Here is a 19,922-nt window from a genome sequence, read left to right on the forward strand (position 1 = left end):
GAGAGAGGTGATCATCAGGGAACTGGGTTATTCCCCGCCGAACCATTTTTTGAAGATTTGATCGTATTCACCGCTGGCCTTGACCGCGGCCAAGGCGCTGTTGATCAGTTCCAGGGTTTCTGTGTCACCCTTTTTCACGGCAAAGCCCAGGTACTCCGGCTCGTCTGGCTCGATCAAAAAGGCAAGGGTCAGGGTCTTGGAGAAGTCCGGATGGGTCAGGGCATAGTCCGCGGCCACGGCATCGTCGGCGATCACCGCGTCCAGGCGGCCATTGGCCAGGTCGGTGACGGCCAAGCCCACTTCGTCATAGCTTTTGGCGTTGTTTCCGGCAATGCGCATGGCGGCGAAGTAGCCGGTTGTCCCGATCTGCGCGCCGAGAGTCTTGCCGGCCAGGTCGGCCTCGGTCTTGATGTCCGAGCCGTCCCGGACCACGACGCCCTGCTTGACTTCAAAGTAGGGATCGGAAAAGTCCATGGCGTTCTTGCGTTCCTCGGTGATGGACACGGAGGAGGAGATGGCGTTGTACCGCCCGGTAGCCAATCCTGCGAAAATTCCGTCCCAAGCCGTGTTCTGGATCACGGCTTCGAATCCGCCGGCCTTGGCCATGGCATTGACAAGATCCGGCCCGAATCCGACGCACTCGCGGTCTTCGCTGATCATTTCCATGGGCGGCCACGTGCAGTCGGACGCGAAGGTGATCGTGCGCTGCGCCCAGGCCGTGGACGTCATTGCCGCCAACAGCAGTCCTGTCAGAAGAAAACGCTTCAACATGCTCCAAAACCTCCATTCGTTTGCGTTGAGATGAATATCATGTGGAGAGAAACATCATCTTCCACACCGTGTGCCTGTAAAGAGTTGGCCCCGTCAGGTCAAGAACCTGGGCGGAGATGGGGCGGGTTCGCGAAGCTCTGGGCGAGTTTGGTTTTGGTTAGGGCCGGAGTTGCGAAGCTTCCCGGCCCTGGGTAGTCTATACGTTTTGGAGCGGGCGCAGTTTTCTATATACTTTAAAAGATGGAGGAAGCATGCCTCAGATCAATCGAACGGCCACCGCGAGGCGGTGGTTTATGGGCTTGGCGGTCTTTTTTGCAATTTCTCTGAGCGGCCCGGCATTCGCCGCTGCTTCGTATGACGAGGCATTGGACGCGTTTTTTTCTTTGTTGACGGAAGGCAAGGCATCGGAGGCAATTGGCGGATTGATAGCAACCAATCCCAATTGGTATGCTGGAGGTGAAGGCATAGCGGAAACAACGTCAAAACTGGAGTTGTTGCCGGAAACGTTTGGAGCCTACACCGGTCGGGAACGCATCGGGCTTTACGAATACAGCAGCCGAATTCATGTCCTCACCTACCTCATGTACAACGCGGAAGCATCCTTGCGGATGGAATTCATTTTCTACAAGCCGGAAAATGAGTGGAAGATTATCAACTTCAACTTCGGAGAGGTCTCTTCCGAAGAGTTGATTGAAAATGCCAGAGCAGGTGTTTTTCGAAGTATTACGGATAAATGACCACACTCTCGAAGTCTGGGGATGTTCCCCCGGCTTCGAGCCGATCCCGCAGTCCCTCCTCTGCTCGTTATCATCTGCCCGCTGCTACAGCGCGAAGCCCCAGCCAAGCTCGGCGGCACATGCTTTTGACGACCTGCCGGGGGTGGAAAGAGATCGGGTTGAGGCGATCCGGGGCCTGGTAGGCGGAAAGGTCCAGGTCCGCGGGGGAGAGCAGAGGGGTGGTGATCTGGTCCGGGTGGTGGCCGGGCAGATTTTTCCGGCGGGCCTCACGCCAGAGGGGAACCTGTTCCGGACATAGGCCCAGGGCCGTATAGACGGCGGTATCCAGGGCCACGGGGTTGCCCGAGGCGGCCAGCAGGCCCAGGTAGCACGGCTGTCCGCTGGCCGGGCCGGAGACGTCCATGGCCGTGACCGCGTCCAGCAGAGAGGTGGTGGGCGGCAGGTGGGGTTGGAGATCCAGGATCAGCCCGGCCAGGTCGTCGCCCTGGCCGTGGCGCATATGGGCCAGGGCCTTGCGCACCCCGCAGACGCACCCGAACAGGTTCTTGGCCGCGGCGGTGATGTACATTTGGGAATGGGCCTTGAGCCGGGGCAGGTTGAGCAGCAGGTCGGCCTCCAGGACGTGGCGGGAGATGCCCACCTGGATGCCGGCCTGAGAAGCGCCGGTCAGGCGGACCGAAACCGGTCGGTTCAGGTTGCGCACCGGCACGGGCAGGTCGCCCAAGGCCTCGGTCAGGCCGGCGGCCCGGGCTACCTGTCCGGCGGTGCCGAAGGCCGGAGAGTCGCCCACCTGGACGCGGACCCCGTGATCCAGCAGCAGGATGCACACGGCCCGGACAACCTGGGGGTGGGTGCAGGAGAGATGGGCCCGGCGGGAGGTGACCAGATTGGGCTTGACCAGCACTGCGTCCCCGGGGCGAAAGACGCGGCCCAAAGCTTTCCAACAAGCCTGGATGGACTCGGCAAGCTGGTCCATCTCGTAGGCCGCGCAACGGGTCAGGGCCACGGGGATTCGAGAACCATCATAATGCTCATTTGGGCCGGGGCGCGTGGTCACGCCGTGCACTCCGGCAAGAGCCGGGCCAACAGGCGCTGGTGCTTCAGTTCATCCTCAGCCAATTCCAGAAAGACCGCTTCCAGTTCCGTTCCCGCATGGACCCCGGCCAGGTTTTTGTACAGGTCATAGGCCGCGGTCTCGATCATCAGGGCCAGTTCGGTCACGGAAAGGCAAAAGCCGTTGTTCGCCTTGTCGGTGCCGCGATGCTGGAGCCGCCCCACGACCGCCTCCAGCGATTCCCCGCCCTCAAGAATATCCCCTTTCAGTTCATCAAAGCAGGCCTCGAAATCCCGCTGGGCATATTCCGCGTCAGCGAGTTGCAGGCGGTGGAAGATCACCCTGGCATGGGCGCGCTCCACCTTGCCCAGGGTGGTGAGAGTCGCGGCCATTTCCGAGGATGTGGCTCTGCTTTCCGCGGCCTGGTAAAATCGCTGGGCGGCTTTTTCCAGATCCATGGCCCGCAGCAGGGCTTGGGACGTGGTCTCAAACGACTCCCGGCCCGGGGCGAACACCTCCAGCCGGGGCATGTCGGTCAGCGCTCGGCCGTCCCAGGCCATGAACCCGCCGAGCATGTTCAGGATGCGGGTATCCGGAGGCAGGGCGGTCTGGGCCAGGTTGGCCGCGGCCTGGGAGCGCGCGCCGCTGCGGCAGTAGAAAACCAGGTTTGACGTGGCGGCGAGTTCGTCCAGGCGGGCTTCAATTTCCGGCAACGGTAGCAATCGAGCCCCGGGGATATGGCCCTCCCGGTATTCGCCTGGCTGGCGGACGTCCACCAGGGCATAGTCGGACTCTTTCAGCTTGGCGCTGAATGCGGGCAGTTCCTCGGGGTAGATGGATTCGACGGGCATGGTATGGGTCCTTTGGGGTTTGACGTGCCTTATTGGATATCAGTGGTGCAGGGGAGATTCCCTGTGTGGTTTGAAAACGTAACCGACAAGCGTGATGTTGTTCAAGGCGGGAGGCCGGTCCGGCCAGGGCTTTTTTTCTCGGGAAACTCGCAATAATTTCAAATTTGTCAGGATAAATGGGGCCAGGGGGATATCGCCCTGGTTGGAGCAGGAAAGATCGAAATCGAAATCGCTATCGAAATCGGAAAGTTACCAGCAATCGATTTCGATCACGATTTCGATTTCGATACCGATCCAGAGAGCCTTGGCTTGAGAAAAAATTTGCCCTGCCCGGTCTGGCCAAGCTGAGAAAACCTTTGAAAATGGACGCTACGCGGCCATTCCTTGCTTCCATCGGCCAAGCGTGGTATTTTGATGAAATATGTTCGACATAGCATCTTTCATCCGCGAACTGGCGATTATGGCCGTACCGGTACTCATCGCCATCACCTGTCATGAGGCGGCGCACGGTTACGCGGCGTGGCGTTTGGGCGATCCCACCGCCAAAAACGCCGGACGGCTCACCTTCAATCCCATCCGCCACGTCGATCCCGTGGGGACGATACTTTTTCCGCTGATTCTCGTCCTTATTAAAAGCCCCTTTCTTTTCGGTTGGGCCAAGCCGGTTCCGGTGGATCCCCGCTATTTCCAGAACCCGGTCAAAGGGATGATGCTGGTCTCCCTGGCCGGTCCGGGGACCAACTTCGCTCTGGCATTGGCCTTCGCCTTCCTGTTTCACGCCTTGATCTTTCTGGCCGTGACCCTTGGCGGGGCCGGGATGAGCGTGATCGAACCGTTGGCCCTGATGGCCCAGTACGGGGTGCTCGTCAATCTGATTCTGGGGATTTTCAACCTGCTCCCCATCCCGCCTTTGGACGGCGCGAAGATCCTGGCCGGGTTTCTGCCCGCCGGCGGCGTTCGCATGATCTACAGTTTCGAGCGGTACGGCTTTGTCGTTATTATCTTGCTGCTGATGACCGGTGTGCTGCAAAGTGTTCTGCTGCCGATGGTCAGATTCTTTACCAATATTTTGCTTTGATCGATCCATTTGCGCAGTGGGTCGAGTTTTTATGAATTTTTAAACCACTTATTACTGAGGAAGATCGGTTTCATGTCCACGACCCCGCAACGCATTGTTTCCGGAATGCGGCCCACCGGGCCGCTGCACTTGGGCCATTACTTCGGCGTACTCGTCAACTGGATCGCCTTGCAGGAAGAGTACGAGTGCTTTTTCTTCGTGGCCGACTGGCATGCCCTGACCAGCGAGTACGCCAGCCCGCAGAGGATCCGGCAGTTCGTGCCCGAACTGGTCATGGACTGGGTGGCCGCTGGACTGGATCCGGAAAAATGCACGATGTTCCTGCAGTCCCAGATCAAGGAGCATGCCGAGCTGCAACTCCTGCTGTCCATGATCACCCCTCTGGGCTGGCTGGAGCGCAACCCCACCTACAAGGAAGTGAAAGGCGAACTCGAGGGCTCCAAGGACTTGAGCACCTACGGCTTTTTGGGCTACCCGGTGCTCATGGCGTCGGACATCCTGATCTACCGTCCGCAGCTCGTTCCGGTGGGCCAGGACCAATTGCCCCACCTGGAGCTGACCCGGGAAATCGCCCGGCGCTTCAACTTCCTTTATACTCCGCTCTTTCCGGAGCCCCAGGCCAAGTTGACCGAGGCCCAGAAGCTGCCCGGCCTGGACGGCAGAAAAATGAGCAAAAGCTACGGCAACGCCATCCACCTTTCGGAGTCCATGGAGCAGGTGACGCCGAAAATCATGAGCATGCTCACGGACACCAACAGGATGCGCAAAAAAGACCCCGGCAACCCGGATCAATGCAACATGTTCCCCTACCACATGCTGATGACGGATGCCGCTCAGCGCTCCGAGATCGTCTCCGGCTGCACCCAGGCCACGTTGGGATGCGTGGACTGTAAAAAGCTGCTTTTGAAAAGCCTCGGTGCGTTCCTTGAGCCCATGCGGGAACGGCGGGCCGCGTTGGAAGCCCATCCGGCCAGGATTTGGGAGATGCTGGAGGCCGGCAATCGCAAGGCCCACGAACAGGCCCTGGAGACGCTGACCCTGGTTCGGGAACGGGTTAACCTGGAATACAAGGAACTGGCCGCCCTTCGGGCCTGATACCGAGTTTTTTCGGGCGCTTTTTCGCGAAGTCGGGAAATGGAGCTGATATGAAACATGTCAAAATCCTGTTCTTCCTTCTGTTCTGTGTGGCCATCGCCCTGGGCGCGGTGCAGAACGCCGAAATCTTGTCTCCGGCCCTGCCCATGGTGATCCATTGGCCGGAGTTGCTGAGCGTCGAGTTCAGCTTACCCATTTTTGTCCTGATTTCGATCCTTTTCGTTGCGGGGTTCGTCGTAACCAGCCTGCCGTATCTCGGCGAGCATCGGCGCTTGAAACGCTCGGTGGCTGAAACAAAACGAGAGGTCGCGGACCTTGAACGCGAACTGCGCCCAGAGCCAGAGCCAGAGCCGGAACCCGACTCGACGCTCGAAACCTCCGAACCGGAAGAGCACCGGGACAATTCTTCGGCGACATCCCGCCGGGGGGCCGCCACCGACATTTCATCCACGGAAACTTCCACGCTAACCCTTCAGCCGCCCATGGAGTCCACGATGGAAAAGAAAACCATATCGGAATCGGAAGACAAAGTCCTTGCCGAGAATTCGGAACAGGCCTCCGCTGAAAATACCGCCGCATCTTCCCTTGAAGTTCAGGAAGGAACTCCGGAATCCACCCAGTATTCCCATGCAACCGACGCATCCGACCCTTCCAAAACTGTTTTGGAATCAATTTCGGAATCTCTCGATAAACAAGCTTCCGATCCTTCCCGGTCCGGCAACGCATCCGAAAACCGACCGGAATTCAAGGAAGATGAAGTCCTGGAACGTCCGTCCGGCCCGGGGTGGGGGGCCGTCCTGTTCCTCTCCGTCGCCTTGGCCTTGGTCGTGAGCAGCGGGGTTTACATCGTGCTTAACAACCAAATGACTCAACTGTCCGAACAGCTCGGAGACCTGCACATTCAAAGCGGTCATATGGCCTCGACCCAGGAGGAGATGGGACGGACCTGGGAGCGCGAACGGGTGTCGGTTCGTGATGAACTCGAGTCCCTGGGGCAAGGTCAGCAGCAATTGGGTGTCGAGGTCGAAACCCTGGAAGAGCAGATGCTGGCCTTGCAGGGCCTGCCCGAGATATTTCGCAAACAGCTTGTGGCCGGGTTTCTGCGGGACACCGCGGGAAAGACCGCGTTTTTGGGGTCCCAGGTGGAGACCGATGAGCAACGCGATACCCTGGAACGGGTTGAGGAGATGCTCCAGTCATTGGCCAAGGAACTTGAAGACGCCGGGGGCGGGCGCTAGCCTGGTCCTGCCATGAAGATTGAGAAATTTGGCGAGCCGGCGTCTTGGGAATCGGAAAAGGGTCGCGAAAATGATGCTTACAAAGTGATCATCGGGATCGCCGGTTCGCTCAACCGCTGATCGGAACGCGTTTTTCGCGTCCAAGCCGGTATTGCGATGGATCGCCGCCGAAACGAGGCTGGAGACAAGGCGTATGCAAACCGGGTTTCGTCCAAGCTCTTGTCTCCAAAGACATCTAAAGGGGGATGAATCAACGTGTCGAAGCAGAAAACAAGTAAATCCAGTTCCAGCAAACCCAGCGCAAGCTCCAGTGCGGGTTCCGGTTCCAGTTCAAAGCTGACCAAGGCTGAACTTGAAGCCATTGCCCTTGAGTTTCGCGAGGAGTTGAAAAAGGTCGCCGAGGGGCAACAGACTTTTCAAGCGTCCAGCGGACAGGAACTCGAAGCTTTGAAGACTGGATTGGGGCGCTTGGAACAGAGCCTCGCGGATTTCGACTCCAGGTGGAACATCAACGAGAAGCAGCTTCAGACCGTGGGAGAAATGGCCGCTTTGGCGCAACAGCGCCTGGATAAGGAACTCGCGGTCCTGGGAGATCGCCCTTGGGAGAAGAGCGGTGAGGAACTGCAAAACGTTCTCAAGGCTACTACTCAGAAAGTTATTGATCTGGAGAAAAGTTTACGGAAGGATATCGGCGACTTGAAGAAGGCGGCCCAAGAAGCCGCCCGAGAAGCCGCCCAAGAAGCCTCTAGAGATACCGCGCAACGTGTGGCCGATCTGGAAAGCCGGATGGCGGAGCAAGCCGCCAATCTTCCCGTTGACCGAGAGCAGGACATCCTTGCCTTGGGGAGCCGCTTGGATGCTCGCCTGAATGCACTGGAAAGCGCTTTGGAAGAACGTTTCGCGAGCGAAGAGGAACGCTTGGTCGTCTTGGAAGGGGAGCGCACTACTCTGGCCGACAAGCTCAAGGAATTGCACGAAGCGGTTCAAAAGTCGGCCCCGACTCCAGAAGCCCCCGCTGCTCCGGCGCCGTCCAAGCAAGCCGAGGAACAATCTTCTCCTCCTGTCGTCGCAGCCAAGCCGGAAAAAAGCGCTCAGGACTGGCTGCGCCAAGCCCGTCTGCTGTGGAACTGTCAGCTGTATACCGATCCTCAGGCCGCCGTGGACTGCCTGACCCGGGCCTTGGATATCGCTCCCGACAACCCCGAACTGCTCAATGAACGTGGCCTGGCCCTGGCCGACGCCGGGTTTCCGGACAAGGCCATAGCGGACTTCTCCAAGGCCATCCTTCAGGATGCAAGCCAAGCTTCTGCGTTCCACAACCGCGGGCTGTTGTATATGAAGATGGACAAGCGTGACCTGGCCTGCCGTGATTTTCGTTCCGCCGCGGCCTTGGGAGACTCACGTGCCCTGCGCATGGCCCAGGAAACCGGATATTGCGGGTGTTCCGTGTTCAAAAAGTTGTTCCGCGGCGTGATCGATTAATCGATTTCCCACGGATGCCCTCCGTATTGTCTTCGTGCGCTCATGCGGCACTGAGCGTGACACTGTATAACTGATCCTTTATTCCGTTTCGACGCGCTGGTTGCTCTGGGCGCGTTGAAACGGAATTTTCCGTCATTCATCCCACGTCTGATTCCATTCTTCCGTTTTGATAATTCCTAAGACTTGCCTTTTTCGAGGCCATGGCTACAGTCTTCCATTGTCGGAAGAAGCTTCGTGCCGGAGCGCTCTCTTCCACCTTGGAATCACTTCTTGATCAACCACGGAGCATGAACATGTCTCGACGACCGCGGCGGGTGGTTTTGCCGCTTGTTTTGCTGATTCTTTTCGCTGGATTGGGCTGGATGACCTACCGGGCGCTGCAACCCGATTCCCAACAGCCGGGAGCCGGAAGGCCCGCCGGAAGTCCGGCCGTCGCCGTCCAAGCCGAGTCCGTGGAACTTGGAGTTGTTCGTGATATTCGGACCTTTTCCGGAACCTTGTCGCCTCGGGCTCAATTCGATGTCGCGTCAAAGATTTCTGGACGGGTGGAAAAACTGTTCGTGGACGTGGGCGACCCGGTCGGACGCGGTCAACTTGTCGCGCAGTTGGAGGACGCGGAGTTCGTGCAGCAGGTGGAGCAGGCTCGGGCCGAGCTGGCCGTGGCTCGGGCCAATCTGGAAGAGGCCCGCAGTGAACTGGACGTCGCGGAAAAGGAATATGTCCGGATCGAGTCCTTACGAGGCCAAATGGTCACTTCTCAAGCAGAGCTGGATCTGACCCGTTCCCGGTATCTCGCCCAGCAGGCCCGCCTGCGCGTGGCCACGGCCCAGGTCGAACAACGCCAGGCCGCGTTGGGGGCCGCCGAGGTTCGGATGAGTTATGCCCGGATCGAGGCTTCCTGGCCTGAAAACGGCCCCCAGCCTCCACGGGTGGTGGGCGAACGGTTCGTGGACGAGGGGGCGACCTTGTCCGCCAACACCCCCTTGCTCAGCGTCCTGGATGTCAGTGCCGTGCTGGCGGTCTTCCACGTCACGGAACGGGACTATGCCCGGATTCGAGTCGGGCAACAGGCCCTGGTGACCGTGGACGCCTTGCCCGGACACCAGTTCGAGGGCCAGGTGGCTCGGATTGCCCCGGTCTTTCGGGAGGCTTCCCGCCAGGCCAGGGTCGAACTGGAACTGCCCAACCCCGAAGGGCTGATGAAGCCGGGCATGTTCGTCCGGGCGCGGTTGGAGTTGTCCCGAGCCGAGAACGCGGTCCTGCTGCCTTCCGCGGCCTTGGTCCGGCGTGACGGCCAACAGGGCGTCTTCGTGATCCAGGACGACGACACAGCCCGGCTGGTTGCCGTGCGAGTCGGTATTTCCGAGGAGGGCATGTCCCAGATACTGGAACCCGAAGATCTTTCCGGCAGTGTCGTCACTCTCGGGCAACACCTCCTGGAGGACGGCTCCACGGTGCGCATCGTTCATGATCAGTAATTCCACAGGTATCGTGTCGGGGGCGGTATCGGTATCGGAATCGATACTGTTTGTTCGCCTCTAATCATATTTCGATCCCGATTCCGATACCGATACCGACCCCGAAAGAGCCATCAGCACTTCCCTTCTTACCCTCACGCCCCATGCACATCACCCAACAAAGCGTCTCCCGCCCGATTTTCACCATCATGGTCGTCCTGATCGTGGTGATCCTGGGCGGGGTGTCCCTGTCCCGGCTGCCCATCGATTTGATGCCGGAACTGACCTATCCCACCTTGACCGTGGTGACGTCCTACGAGAATGCCAGCCCCGAGGAAATGGAAGAGCTGGTCACCCGGCTGGTGGAGGAAGCCGTGGCCGCGGTTCCAGGCGTGGAAGAGATCACGTCGATCTCTTCCGAGGGCCGGAGTTCGGTGCGGGTTTCCTTTTCCTGGGGCACGAACCTGGACGCGGCGTCCAACGACATTCGCGACCGGCTGGACCGGATCGCCGGTCGGCTTCCCGACGCCGCGGATCGGCCGCAATTGTTCAAGTTCGACGCGGCCCAGTTTCCAATTCTGATCCTCGGTGCGTCCAGCCGCCTGGACCCCGTGGAAATGCGCCTGGTGATCGACAACCAGGTCAAACAGCGCATCGAGCGGATTCCCGGCGTGGCCGCCCTGGACATTTGGGGCGGGTTGGAGCGGGAAATTCAGATCAACGTCGATCCGGACCGCGTCCTGGCCCTGGGGTTTTCCTTGGATCAGATCGTCCAGGCCGTGCGCGAAGCCAACATCAACGTGCCCGCCGGGACCATCGATCAGGGCCGGTTCGAGGTCACCCTGCGCACTCCCGGAGAGTTCACCAGCCTGGAGGAAATCCGCTCCACCGTTGTCGCCGTTCGGGACGGAGCGCCCATCTATCTTGGTCAACTGGCCGAGGTCCTGGACGGGCACCAGCGCCAGACCAGAATCATCCGCATCAACGGCGAGCCCGGAGTACGCTTGGCCGTTCGCAAGCAGGCCGGGACGAATACCGTTCAGGTGGCCCAGACCGTGCTTCGGGAGCTGGAACGGATCAACGCGGACTTCCCCCAGATACAGATAACCTCGATCATCGACACCTCCAAGTACATCCAACAGTCCATCACGAACGTTGGCCGGTCCATCCTGTTCGGTGGAACCCTGGCCGTGCTGGTCCTGCTCTTTTTTCTGCGCAACATTCGCAGCACCCTGGTCATTGCCACGGGCATCCCCATCTCCATTATCGCCACCTTTACCCTGATCTATTTCGGCGGCTTCACCCTGAACCTGATGACCCTGGGCGGATTGGCCCTGGGGGTGGGAATGATGGTGGACAACGCCATCGTGGTCCTGGAAAATATTTACCGCCTTCGTGAACGGGGCGGCGAAGGTAAGGCCGTGGCCGTTCAGGGGACCAGTCAAGTGGCCGCGGCGGTGACGGCCAGTACCATCACGACGCTGGTGATCTTTCTGCCCATGGTCTTCCTGGAAGGTGTCGCCGGGGTGATGTTCCGACAGTTGGCCTATGTAGTGGCCTTTGCCTTGATCTGTTCATTGCTGGTGGCCCTGACCGTGGTCCCCATGCTTTCCGCGCGGTTGCTGCAACCCACTGCCGGGACCGCCTCCCCCATCACGGGCGTACGGGGACGGATGTACGCTCTCAGCGGGCGGATGTTCAAGGAATTGGAGGACGCCTACCTGGATTTACTGCAATGGGTTTTGCAGCACCGGATGATCACCCTGGGACTGACCGTGGCCGTGTTCGTCGGCGCGTTGACCCTGATCCCGCATCTTGGTTCGGAATTCATGCCCAGCACGGATGAGGGCGAAGTGCGGGTCAATATCGAAATGGAGGTGGGCACCCGCCTGGAGGTGGTGGACGCCCAGGTCCGACGGATTGAGGAGATCGTCCGGGAACTGGTGCCTGAAGCTGAAAACATGGTCGTCAACGTGGGCGCTTCGGGCTGGCGTGGGGGAGGCGGGTCTCGGGCTGAAATTCGCATGGCCCTGGTTCCGGCTGCCCAGCGGACCCGAAGCAGCGAACAGATCGCCGCGGCCCTGCGCCCGGCCTTGAGCGGAATTCCCGGAACCGTGATCCGCACCCGGGCCGGTCAGGGCTTGTTCATTTTGCGCATGGGCGCCGGAGACGGCGACAGCATGGTCGTGGAGGTCCGCGGCTGGGAGCTGGATCGCCTGGACGCCCTGGCTTCCGAGGTGGCCGCACGGATGGAGAACGTTTCGGGCATCACCGACGTCCGGCTCAGCCGGGAGGCCGGAGTGCGCCAGGAGCTTTTCCACATCGACCGGACTCGGGCCGCGGACTTGGGCCTGTCCGCCACCAAGATCGCCCGAACCCTGGAAACCGCCATCGCCGGGAGCCGGGCCGCGAACTATCGGGAGGGCGGCTATGAATACCGCATCCTGGTCAAGCTGGCCGAGGCGGAGCGGATGGGCATCGAGGACATTCTGGACATGACCATGCTCAACACTGCCGGGGAGCAGGTCATGCTGCGCAACGTCGTCACCGTGGAAAGCGGCCGCGGTCCGATCCAGATCGACCGCAAGGACCAGCAGCGCATCACCTCGGTCTCCGCGGGCATCAGTGGACGGGATCTGGGGGCCGTGGCCGGGGACATGCGCGAGGTCCTGCGGGAGATTCCGGTCCCTCGGGATTATGAAATCGTCTTTGCCGGGGATTACGAGGAGCAGCAGGAGGCTTTCGGAGAACTGACCCTGGCCCTGATCCTGGCCCTGGTCCTGGTGTACATGGTCATGGCCTGCCTCTACGAATCACTGCGCGATCCGCTGGTGGTCATGTTCGCCGTGCCCCTGGCCGCCATCGGCGTGGTCCTGATGCTGCTGCTCTCCGGAACCACGCTGAACGTGCAGAGCTTCATCGGCTGCATCATGCTCGGCGGGATCGTGGTCAACAACGCCATCCTGATCGTGGACCAGTCCTCGAACCTGCGTAAGAACAAAGGCTTCTCGCCCATGGACGCCGTCCAGGAAGCCGGACGACGCCGACTGCGTCCGATCCTGATGACCACCCTGACCACGGCCTTGGCCCTGACCCCCTTGGCCCTGGGCTGGGGCGAAGGCGCCGAAGCCCAGGCCCCCATGGCCCGCGTGGTCATCGGCGGCCTGGCCAGTTCCTCGTTGATTACCTTGGTGGTGATTCCGGTGATGTATACGTTGTTTTACGGGGCGAAGAGAAAGGAAGACGGGAGTCCGGCATCGGTGTGAGGCATACATGGAATGCGCTGAATAAATGCGACTTAAAAACATTCGACAGTTAGGAGGGAACTTTCATTCTTGGTGGGAAACCTCGATCAGTCCCACTGAATGACCACCTCCGGCAAAATCCCCACTCCGGTTTCACCTTCCATGGGCACAACGTCCGGCTTGCCAAATCCTTCCTTTTCCAGCCGATAGATCATCACCACCCGGTCCTCCGGATGAACCAGCCAGTATTCCCGTACCCCCGCCTGCTCGTAGATCCGGCGCTTGGCGATATGGTCCCGTGAGGCCGTTTTCGGGGAGAGAACCTCCACGATCCAGTCCGGCGCGCCGACAACGGCGTTGGATTTGATTTTGCGCTGATCGCAGACCACAAAAAGATCCGGCTGGAGAACCGTCCGAACATTGTCTTCATTTTCAATAGGTTTGGGAAACAAGACATCTAGAGGTGCGATGAACGGACGGCATTCTTTTTCAGAAAGCGCTCGTTCCACTTGTGCGGCTATGGAGAGCACCACCTGCTGATGGGTCACGGATGGACCGGGAGTCATGGCCTGTGGGGTGCCGTCGATCAGCTCCCAGCGTTGATCGTCCGGCCATTCCAGGTAGTCGCGATAGGTGTACGGAGTTTCTTGGAACTGAGGATAGGCGGTCATGCGGTTTGCCTTTTGTTGAGGGTTCGATGGAAACGAAAACGTCCATGTTGACCATCAACTCTGACCGGTATTTTTATAAGCAGTGCATGTCAAGAATGATCGGAAAGGGCGGCCCGCGCGAGCCGCCCTTTTTTGAGGCTGATCAGGCCGCGCCCTGATTGATGACGAAGCCCTTGCCGAATCCGCCGGTGGAGGCGGAGGTGCCGGCGATTTTGGAGAGGTAGACGTTGCCCAGGTTCTTGATGTGGCCGGCCACGTTGTCGAAGTGGCTGAAGTGGGCCTGTTCCTCGTCGATGATCTGCTCGAAGAGCTTCATGCTGATGCTGTCGCCGTTTTCCCGGCAGACCAGCAGAAATTGGTTGTAAACGTCCACGGTGTTGTCTTCCAGATCGGCGTCAAAGGTGAAGATGGTTTCCACGTCCTGATTCTTCTGGGTTTTGGCCGCGGGATCGGTGGTGGGTTCTCCGCCCAGTTCCTTGATCCGCTCCGCGAACATCTCGGCATGGCGCATTTCGTCGATGGCGATGAGTTTCTGGTTGGCGGCCAGTTCTCCGTAGTCCATGTCGTCCAGGCCGTAATGCTGGTTCATGTACTGGGTAATGGCGTGCAGTTCCATGGCCCGGGCCTTGTTCAGGACCTCGATCACTTTGGCCCTGCGTTCTTCCTTGCTTGCTGAAAGGGTCGCGCTTTCCATCGTGGTTGCTCCTTGATGCGGGTATTGGGTTTGCCTGGCGGTTGGTTTCACCGACTTCCGCATGGTAGTCCCAACGTTTTGGATGTCAAATGGAATGTCAATGCGGGCTACAAGCGCCTGTTCCGGCGCGTTCCGGCTTCTTCGTGCTGTTCCAGCTCGGCGACCAGGGAGGCCACGTCCAGGATCAGGGCCAGGGCGCCGTTGCCCATGATCGTGGCCCCGGAGAGGCCCCTCATCCCGTTGAATACTCGGCCCAGGCCCTTGATCACGGTCTGGAGCTGACCCACGATGCTGTCCACGACCAGGCCGACGCGGCGGTTGCCGGCCTGGACCACCACCACCTGTTCGATTTCCGGCCCGCTGGAGCCCATGTGGTACCAGTTGCGCAGAACCAGACAGGGCAGCAGTTCGCCGCGTACGTCGTACGCCTTGGCGATGCGCTCGGGGTCGTCGTCCCCGCGTTGGATCTCGACGCATTCCAGGACGTCGGAAAGCGGGATAACGTAGTATTCGTCGCCCAGAGTGACCAGCAGACCTTCGATGATGGCCAGGGTCAGAGGCAGGCCGATGCTGATGGCCGTGCCCTGGCCGGGGCGGCTGTCGATCTCCACCGTGCCCTTGAGGGACTCCAGGGAGCGTTTGACCACGTCCATGCCCACTCCGCGTCCGGAAACGGCGGTGACCTTTTCTGCGGTGGAAAAGCCGGGGGCGAAAATCAGTTGGAGCACGTCCCGGTCCGAAGGTCGGGCATCGGCCCTGGCCAGCCCCCGTTCCACGGCCTTGGCGTAGATTTTGTCCGGGTCGATGCCCCCGCCGTCGTCCTCGATAACGATCCGCACCTGGCCGGCGCTCTGCATCGCGGAGAGGGTGATCGTGCCCTTGGCCGATTTGCCCTGGGCCTGGCGAACATCGGCGGGCTCGACACCGTGGTCGATGCTGTTGCGCAGGATATGCACCAGTGGGTCGCTGAGCTTTTCGATGACCGTCTTGTCCAGCTCGGTCTCCGCGCCGTTGGTCTTCAGTTCGATTTCCTTGCCCAACTCCGAGGACAAGTCCCGGACCAGGCGGCGAAACCTGTTGAAGGTCGAACCGATGGGCAGCATGCGCAGGGACAGGGTCCGCTCGCGCAGGTCGCCGCTCAAGCGTTCGATTTCCTCGCTGACCGCGGTGAGCAGCGGATTGTGCAGCTCGGATTCGATCTGCTTTAGTCGGGCCTGGACAATGACCAATTGCCCGACCAGATCGACCATGTCGTCCAGTTTCGTGGCGCTGACCCGGATGGAGGCGATCTCTTCGGCCGTTGTTCCTCCCGCTGGAGTGGCTTTCCGTTCTCCGGCCTGGGAGGCCTGGGGTGTGGACTGGTGTGTGGCCTGGGGTGGAGAAAGCGCTTCCTTGGGTTGTCCGGAAGGTGCGGAAGACCGGGGAGGGGATGCTTGAGCGGGTTGCCGCGACGATGCGGGGTGGGCCGGAACGTCAGGTTTTCGCGACTGAAGCGTGGACTGCGTTTCGGCTGATTGGGCGGTGTCGGTGGCTGGGGCGGGTGCGTCATTGGCCACGATGTCGGCCACGGGCTGGATCGGAGCTTGACACCGTGCCGCCGCGGCCAGCAGTTCGGCGGTTTGCTCGGCCTGGGCTTGGCGGAGCAGGGCCGCCTCGTCGGCGTCGATTTCCCTAAATCGGCTCACGTCGTCGGGGTCGTCCAAGAACAGGAATACGTCGCGAATCGTTTCCTCGTTCGCGCCGGTTTGGAGAATCACGTCCCAACTCGTGACGCAACGCGAAGGCTCCAGGTTGTCCAGCGCAGGAACATGCTCTGGAGATGCATGGATCTCGCATGAACCGAGTTGTTGTATTTGGCTTAAAAAATCCAAGGGATCCAGGGAGTCGAAGGATTCTTTCACTGGGTGGTAGCGCAGGTGATAGAGCCGAGGGAGCGTGTCCGCATTGTTGTCGTTATTGGGTCGGCAGGGCGCGCAGTCTTCGAAAGCGGGTTCGGCGGGCTCGGGGGCGGCGTGTTCCCGGGCGTCCATGACCTGCTCCAGGGCCATCAGAATTTCGGTGGTCTTGTCTTGGGGCAGGCCGTTCTCCGGGGCCTGGAGATAATCGGTCAACGTATCCTTGTAGCGGAAGGACAGGGAGACCAGCGCCGGAGTGCAGGCGATTTCCGCTGATCTCACCCGGTCGAAAAGGGTCTCCAGATCGTTGGTCAGCTCCCGGACGTCCTCCAGGCCAAGCATGGCCGCGGAGCCCTTGATAGTGTGCAGGGAGCGGAAAACGCGGTGCACGCCGTCGATGTTGCCCGGCTCGGTCTCCAGTTCCAGCAGGGCGCTTTCCAACTCAGCCAATAGCTCCTGGCATTCTTCGATGAACAACTTATATTTCGTGCTCATGAGCCGCTCTCCAGCATCCAGGCGAAGCCGAGGTTTTGGAATTGCTCGAGAAGTTCGTCCGCTGGAGCGAAGGTTAGCCCGCGATCCAGACGGGCGCTGGTCTTCAGGGCCGAGGCAAGGGCTTGCAGACCGGCGGCATCCACGTATCGGGTGGCGCTCAGGTCCAGACGCAGGCTTGCGGCTTTGGCCGGGGCGGTGTGGAAGCAGCTCCGAAATTCCTCGATTTGGGACAGTTCAAAGCGCTCCCCGAAGAGCAGGACGGCTTGGTTGCCGACCATCTTCCAGGGTGAATCAGCGCCCTGGAAACAGGTTCCCGCGATCGTCGCTTCCCGGCTTGCCGTCTCGCTTGGAGACGATTGGATCTGAAACATGGACTTTTCCAGTTCTCTGATCCGTTCCGCCGGTACGTCGATCAACATCCCGACCACGTCGGGATCAATGATCGAGGCGAACAGAACGTTCAGGGGGATGCGTTGAGCAAAGCCGTCTTCCAGGGTGCCCGTGGCCACGAAATCCACCTTGCAGTCCAGGATCAGGCCGGAGTCTTGGAGAGTTTTGATGATGTCGTAGGGCGTTTTATTCTTACGGTGGATGTCGTGGATCAGGTCGAATTCGATGTGGTAGAGAAATTTTCCGCCCTTGAGCCCCTGTTCCAGGGTGAACATGTCCACGTCGAAAATGGACTGACCTTGGCTGGACGGCAGGCTCATGGGCGTTTCCGTGCTGAGCTTGGTTTCCGGGGTGAGCAGCCCTTGAATTCGGGATAGACTATCTGAAATATCCAGGCATTCGCTATTTCCGGGATTGTTGATCATGGCGTTGAGCTGATCGAAGCCTTCCAAAAGGATCTGGCAAGTCGGCCGATCCGGGCGGAGTTTTTGATCACGCATCAAGTGCAGGGCGTTTTCCAGCTTGTGGGCCAGGGAACCGATGGCCTCCAGGCCGAAAAAACCGGCCGCGCCCTTGATGGAATGGGCGGTTCGAAAAATTCGGTTGATCAGTTCCTCGTCATAAGCTCCTTCCAAGTCCTCCAGAGCCATGATGTCGGATTCGATGCTTTCCAGGTGTTCCTTGGAATCCTCGATAAACGCGTCCATCAATTCGTCGGACATAAAGCGATCTCACTGTTTGGGGTCAGGGGCGGCGGTCGTCGAAGTAACGGGATCCGGCAGGCATGCATGGGCAGTGCGGGTCATGCGGCCTTTTGAATCGTGAAGTGCTTGTCCAGGCGCATGACGACGAGCACATTGTAGATGTCCTGCTTGACGTTCACCAGGGTGAGGCGGCCCTGTTTGGCTTTCAGGGAGTTGTGCGTGGCCACGAGCAGTCCCATGCCCAGGGAGTCCACCATGTCTACGTTGCTCAGGTCAATGGTCAAGTCGGTATGATCGTTTTGAACTAGGTTTGATAATTCCATGCGGAGTTCATCAATCTTCGAGCCGACCATGTTTTCCGTCATCTTGGCGAAGGTTTTCGGTCCATCTTTTTGTATTTGTAACATTTTTTTGACTCCCGAAGGTTCTAATCGCTTGCGTAACGTTATCCGGTTGCCGGAATTATTGAATTCAATCTGCTCAAAGCAACTGCGAATGATCGCCAAGCCTCGTCCGGACTCGCTGTTGGGCGGGGGCAGTTTCCAGTTTCGGTTTTGCCATGCGAAGCCGGGGCCTTGATCCTGGATCACGACTTCAAGCAAGTCAGGGTGAATGGTGGCCATGCAAGTCACTGATTTTCCCGGGTCGGAACAGTTGCCGTGGATCACGGCGTTGGTCAAGGCTTCACGCAGAGCCAGGAGAATCATGAAATGATCCTCTGTGGGAAGTTTGTCTTGCAGGAGACCTTGAGCCGACAGGCAGGCTTGATCCACCTCCGTAAGGTTCGATGGGAAGCTCAGCCCCACTTGGTTTTCGGTCCGCGATAAAATCAGCATGGTCATACCTCGACGGCCAGCAACACGACATCGTCCTGTGCCGTGGCCTTTTGCAATATTCGGACCTGAATATGGCCGGGGCAAGTTGACAAGGGCAGAGAACGGCATTCTTCGCAGGCTTGGATCAGGGTCCGGATGTCGTCGTGAACGTCGCGGGCTTGGTTGTTTTTCACGTCCAGCAGGCCGTCGGTGTAGAGAAAAATCCTGTCACCCTTGGTTACAGGGCGGGAAATCGGGTTCAGGTAGATGTGCGGGAACGGGCCGAGGATATCGCCCTCGGCGCGCAGGATTTCCACCTCGCCGTCTTTGCCCACGAAAATCGGTGGCGGGTGACCGGCCGAGAGAACCGTGAGGTGGTCGCGTCTGCCGTTGAGCACGGCGTAGGCCGCCGTGAGGAATCTCCCCGGCGGTAGAACGTCATGGAGCACGTTGTTGATGGTGGTCAGGGTTTCCACGGGCGTGAACAGCGGGCTGGCGTTTTGGCGCAGCAGGGCCTTGACCCCGGAGGTGATGAAGGACGTCTTCAGGTCGTGTCCGCTGATGTCCGCGACGACATAGCCGAACCCGCCGCTGACGGGAAACACGTCGTAGTAGTCTCCTCCGGCTTCCAGGATGGGCTCGTAGAAGACGGCGAATTTGGCTTCGGGATGCTCTTCGGGCTTGGTGAGCATGGACTGCTGGGCCTCGCCGATCTGGCGCAGCTTCTCGGCCTGTTCGGCGATCACGCTCCGGTAGGCCCGCGCCACCTTCAGGTTGGTTCGTACTCGGGCCAAAATTTCCAGGGGTTCGAAGGGTTTGGTGACGTAATCCATCGCGCCCAGTTCAAATCCCTTGACCTTGGAGCTCACGTCGTCCAGCGCGGAAAGAAAAATGACCGGAACGGAGGCGGTGACCGGCTCTTCCTTGAGCCGGAGCAATGTTTCAAAACCGCTTTCCCCCGGCATCATGATGTCCAGCAGGATCAGGTCCGGGCCGTGGGTCAGGGCCAGGCTTCGGCCTTCACTTCCAGTTCCGGCCTGAAGCGTCGCGAACCCGGAAGAGGCCAGGATTCGCTGGAGGACCACACGATTCGTGGGATCATCGTCGATGATCAGCACCAAAGGCGTGTCGCGTGGATGATGGACCATGGGGTGTCGGGTATAAGGTTGTTTGTCTAAGACGGTATGGTGTGTCCGAGGCTTCGGTAAGACTCTTATCAGACTATTCTTTTTTTTGCCAGCAGGGAAACG

16 protein-coding genes are annotated in these 19,922 nt (G+C 59.6%); 7 read left to right on the top strand and 9 right to left on the bottom strand.

The genetic code is table 11. From position 1 onward, the window contains the following. Positions 1–27: 27 nt before the first annotated feature. Positions 28–771, bottom strand: a complete 744-nt coding sequence (locus tag AC559A_RS11800) for a basic amino acid ABC transporter substrate-binding protein (RefSeq protein ID WP_498818062.1) — start codon at positions 769–771, stop codon at positions 28–30. Positions 772–1,022: 251 nt separating this feature from the next. Here AC559A_RS11800 and AC559A_RS11805 point away from each other — a divergent pair, with 251 nt between their 5' ends. Continuing rightward, a complete protein-coding gene (locus AC559A_RS11805; protein ID WP_028571875.1) occupies positions 1,023–1,508 on the top strand; it encodes a hypothetical protein in 486 nt (161 codons plus the stop codon). A gap of 70 nt (positions 1,509–1,578) precedes the next feature. Here AC559A_RS11805 and AC559A_RS11810 read toward each other — a convergent pair whose 3' ends face one another. Next, positions 1,579–2,565 (bottom strand): DUF362 domain-containing protein, encoded by a 987-nt coding sequence (locus AC559A_RS11810; RefSeq protein ID WP_498818064.1) that lies wholly within the window; start codon positions 2,563–2,565, stop codon positions 1,579–1,581. Next, positions 2,562–3,413: a rhodanese-like domain-containing protein gene (locus tag AC559A_RS11815; RefSeq protein ID WP_498818065.1), complete on the bottom strand. Its 852-nt coding sequence runs from the start codon at positions 3,411–3,413 to the stop codon at positions 2,562–2,564. Before AC559A_RS11815 ends, AC559A_RS11810 begins: the two co-directional genes overlap by 4 nt. A gap of 421 nt (positions 3,414–3,834) precedes the next feature. Here AC559A_RS11815 and AC559A_RS11820 point away from each other — a divergent pair, with 421 nt between their 5' ends. The 6 genes from AC559A_RS11820 (at position 3,835) to AC559A_RS11845 (ending at position 13,029) form a co-directional block, all read left to right on the top strand. Continuing rightward, positions 3,835–4,491 (top strand): site-2 protease family protein, encoded by a 657-nt coding sequence (locus AC559A_RS11820; RefSeq protein ID WP_028571873.1) that lies wholly within the window; start codon positions 3,835–3,837, stop codon positions 4,489–4,491. Positions 4,492–4,563: 72 nt separating this feature from the next. Continuing rightward, entirely contained in the window at positions 4,564–5,586 is a 1,023-nt protein-coding gene (trpS, locus tag AC559A_RS11825; protein ID WP_498818066.1) for a tryptophan--tRNA ligase, read from the top strand. Between the two features lie 50 nt (positions 5,587–5,636). Next, complete coding sequence (locus AC559A_RS11830; protein WP_498818067.1) at positions 5,637–6,824, top strand: lipopolysaccharide assembly protein LapA domain-containing protein; 1,188 nt, start codon at positions 5,637–5,639, stop codon at positions 6,822–6,824. Positions 6,825–7,079: 255 nt separating this feature from the next. After that, positions 7,080–8,306, top strand: coding sequence for a tetratricopeptide repeat protein (locus AC559A_RS11835; protein ID WP_498818068.1), 1,227 nt, complete (start codon positions 7,080–7,082; stop codon positions 8,304–8,306). A gap of 293 nt (positions 8,307–8,599) precedes the next feature. Next, complete coding sequence (locus AC559A_RS11840; protein WP_498818069.1) at positions 8,600–9,784, top strand: efflux RND transporter periplasmic adaptor subunit; 1,185 nt, start codon at positions 8,600–8,602, stop codon at positions 9,782–9,784. A 143-nt stretch (positions 9,785–9,927) separates the two neighbouring features. After that, the gene (locus AC559A_RS11845; RefSeq protein ID WP_498818070.1) at positions 9,928–13,029 is read left to right on the top strand and encodes an efflux RND transporter permease subunit; all 3,102 of its coding nucleotides are present in this window, start codon (positions 9,928–9,930) and stop codon (positions 13,027–13,029) included. A gap of 86 nt (positions 13,030–13,115) precedes the next feature. Here AC559A_RS11845 and AC559A_RS11850 read toward each other — a convergent pair whose 3' ends face one another. From AC559A_RS11850 to AC559A_RS11875, 6 genes are all read right to left on the bottom strand, one after another. After that, the gene (locus AC559A_RS11850; RefSeq protein WP_498818071.1) at positions 13,116–13,679 is read right to left on the bottom strand and encodes a Uma2 family endonuclease; all 564 of its coding nucleotides are present in this window, start codon (positions 13,677–13,679) and stop codon (positions 13,116–13,118) included. A 142-nt stretch (positions 13,680–13,821) separates the two neighbouring features. Further along, a complete protein-coding gene (locus tag AC559A_RS11855) occupies positions 13,822–14,373 on the bottom strand; it encodes a ferritin-like domain-containing protein (protein WP_498818072.1) in 552 nt (183 codons plus the stop codon). 107 nt (positions 14,374–14,480) lie between these two features. Then, positions 14,481–16,763, bottom strand: coding sequence for a chemotaxis protein CheA (locus AC559A_RS11860; protein WP_498818073.1), 2,283 nt, complete (start codon positions 16,761–16,763; stop codon positions 14,481–14,483). Next, positions 16,760–17,875, bottom strand: a complete 1,116-nt coding sequence (locus AC559A_RS11865; RefSeq protein WP_498818074.1) for an STAS domain-containing protein — start codon at positions 17,873–17,875, stop codon at positions 16,760–16,762. The genes AC559A_RS11860 and AC559A_RS11865 overlap by 4 nt, the downstream gene beginning before the upstream one ends. 80 nt (positions 17,876–17,955) lie before the next feature. Next, positions 17,956–18,693, bottom strand: coding sequence for an ATP-binding protein (locus AC559A_RS11870; RefSeq protein WP_498818075.1), 738 nt, complete (start codon positions 18,691–18,693; stop codon positions 17,956–17,958). Between the two features lie 2 nt (positions 18,694–18,695). Then, complete coding sequence (locus AC559A_RS11875) at positions 18,696–19,820, bottom strand: PP2C family protein-serine/threonine phosphatase (protein WP_498818076.1); 1,125 nt, start codon at positions 19,818–19,820, stop codon at positions 18,696–18,698. Positions 19,821–19,922: the final 102 nt, after the last annotated feature.

This window comes from Desulfonatronum zhilinae (assembly GCF_900182865.1).
GTDB classification, from domain to species: Bacteria; Desulfobacterota; Desulfovibrionia; order Desulfovibrionales; family Desulfonatronaceae; genus Desulfonatronum; species Desulfonatronum lacustre.

Bases quoted from the DNA above. Each gene is read 5' to 3' on its own strand.
- AC559A_RS11800 (WP_498818062.1), bottom strand. From the start codon at position 771: ATGTTGAAGCGTTTTCTTCTGACAGGACTGCTGTTGGCGGCAATGACG.
- AC559A_RS11805 (WP_028571875.1), top strand. From the start codon at position 1,023: ATGCCTCAGATCAATCGAACGGCCACCGCGAGGCGGTGGTTTATGGGC.
- AC559A_RS11815 (WP_498818065.1), bottom strand. From the start codon at position 3,413: ATGCCCGTCGAATCCATCTACCCCGAGGAACTGCCCGCATTCAGCGCC.
- AC559A_RS11820 (WP_028571873.1), top strand. From the start codon at position 3,835: ATGTTCGACATAGCATCTTTCATCCGCGAACTGGCGATTATGGCCGTA.
- trpS (WP_498818066.1), top strand. From the start codon at position 4,564: ATGTCCACGACCCCGCAACGCATTGTTTCCGGAATGCGGCCCACCGGG.
- AC559A_RS11830 (WP_498818067.1), top strand. From the start codon at position 5,637: ATGAAACATGTCAAAATCCTGTTCTTCCTTCTGTTCTGTGTGGCCATC.
- AC559A_RS11840 (WP_498818069.1), top strand. From the start codon at position 8,600: ATGTCTCGACGACCGCGGCGGGTGGTTTTGCCGCTTGTTTTGCTGATT.
- AC559A_RS11845 (WP_498818070.1), top strand. From the start codon at position 9,928: ATGCACATCACCCAACAAAGCGTCTCCCGCCCGATTTTCACCATCATG.
- AC559A_RS11850 (WP_498818071.1), bottom strand. From the start codon at position 13,679: ATGACCGCCTATCCTCAGTTCCAAGAAACTCCGTACACCTATCGCGAC.
- AC559A_RS11855 (WP_498818072.1), bottom strand. From the start codon at position 14,373: ATGGAAAGCGCGACCCTTTCAGCAAGCAAGGAAGAACGCAGGGCCAAA.
- AC559A_RS11860 (WP_498818073.1), bottom strand. From the start codon at position 16,763: ATGAGCACGAAATATAAGTTGTTCATCGAAGAATGCCAGGAGCTATTG.
- AC559A_RS11865 (WP_498818074.1), bottom strand. From the start codon at position 17,875: ATGTCCGACGAATTGATGGACGCGTTTATCGAGGATTCCAAGGAACAC.
- AC559A_RS11870 (WP_498818075.1), bottom strand. From the start codon at position 18,693: ATGCTGATTTTATCGCGGACCGAAAACCAAGTGGGGCTGAGCTTCCCA.
- AC559A_RS11875 (WP_498818076.1), bottom strand. From the start codon at position 19,820: ATGGTCCATCATCCACGCGACACGCCTTTGGTGCTGATCATCGACGAT.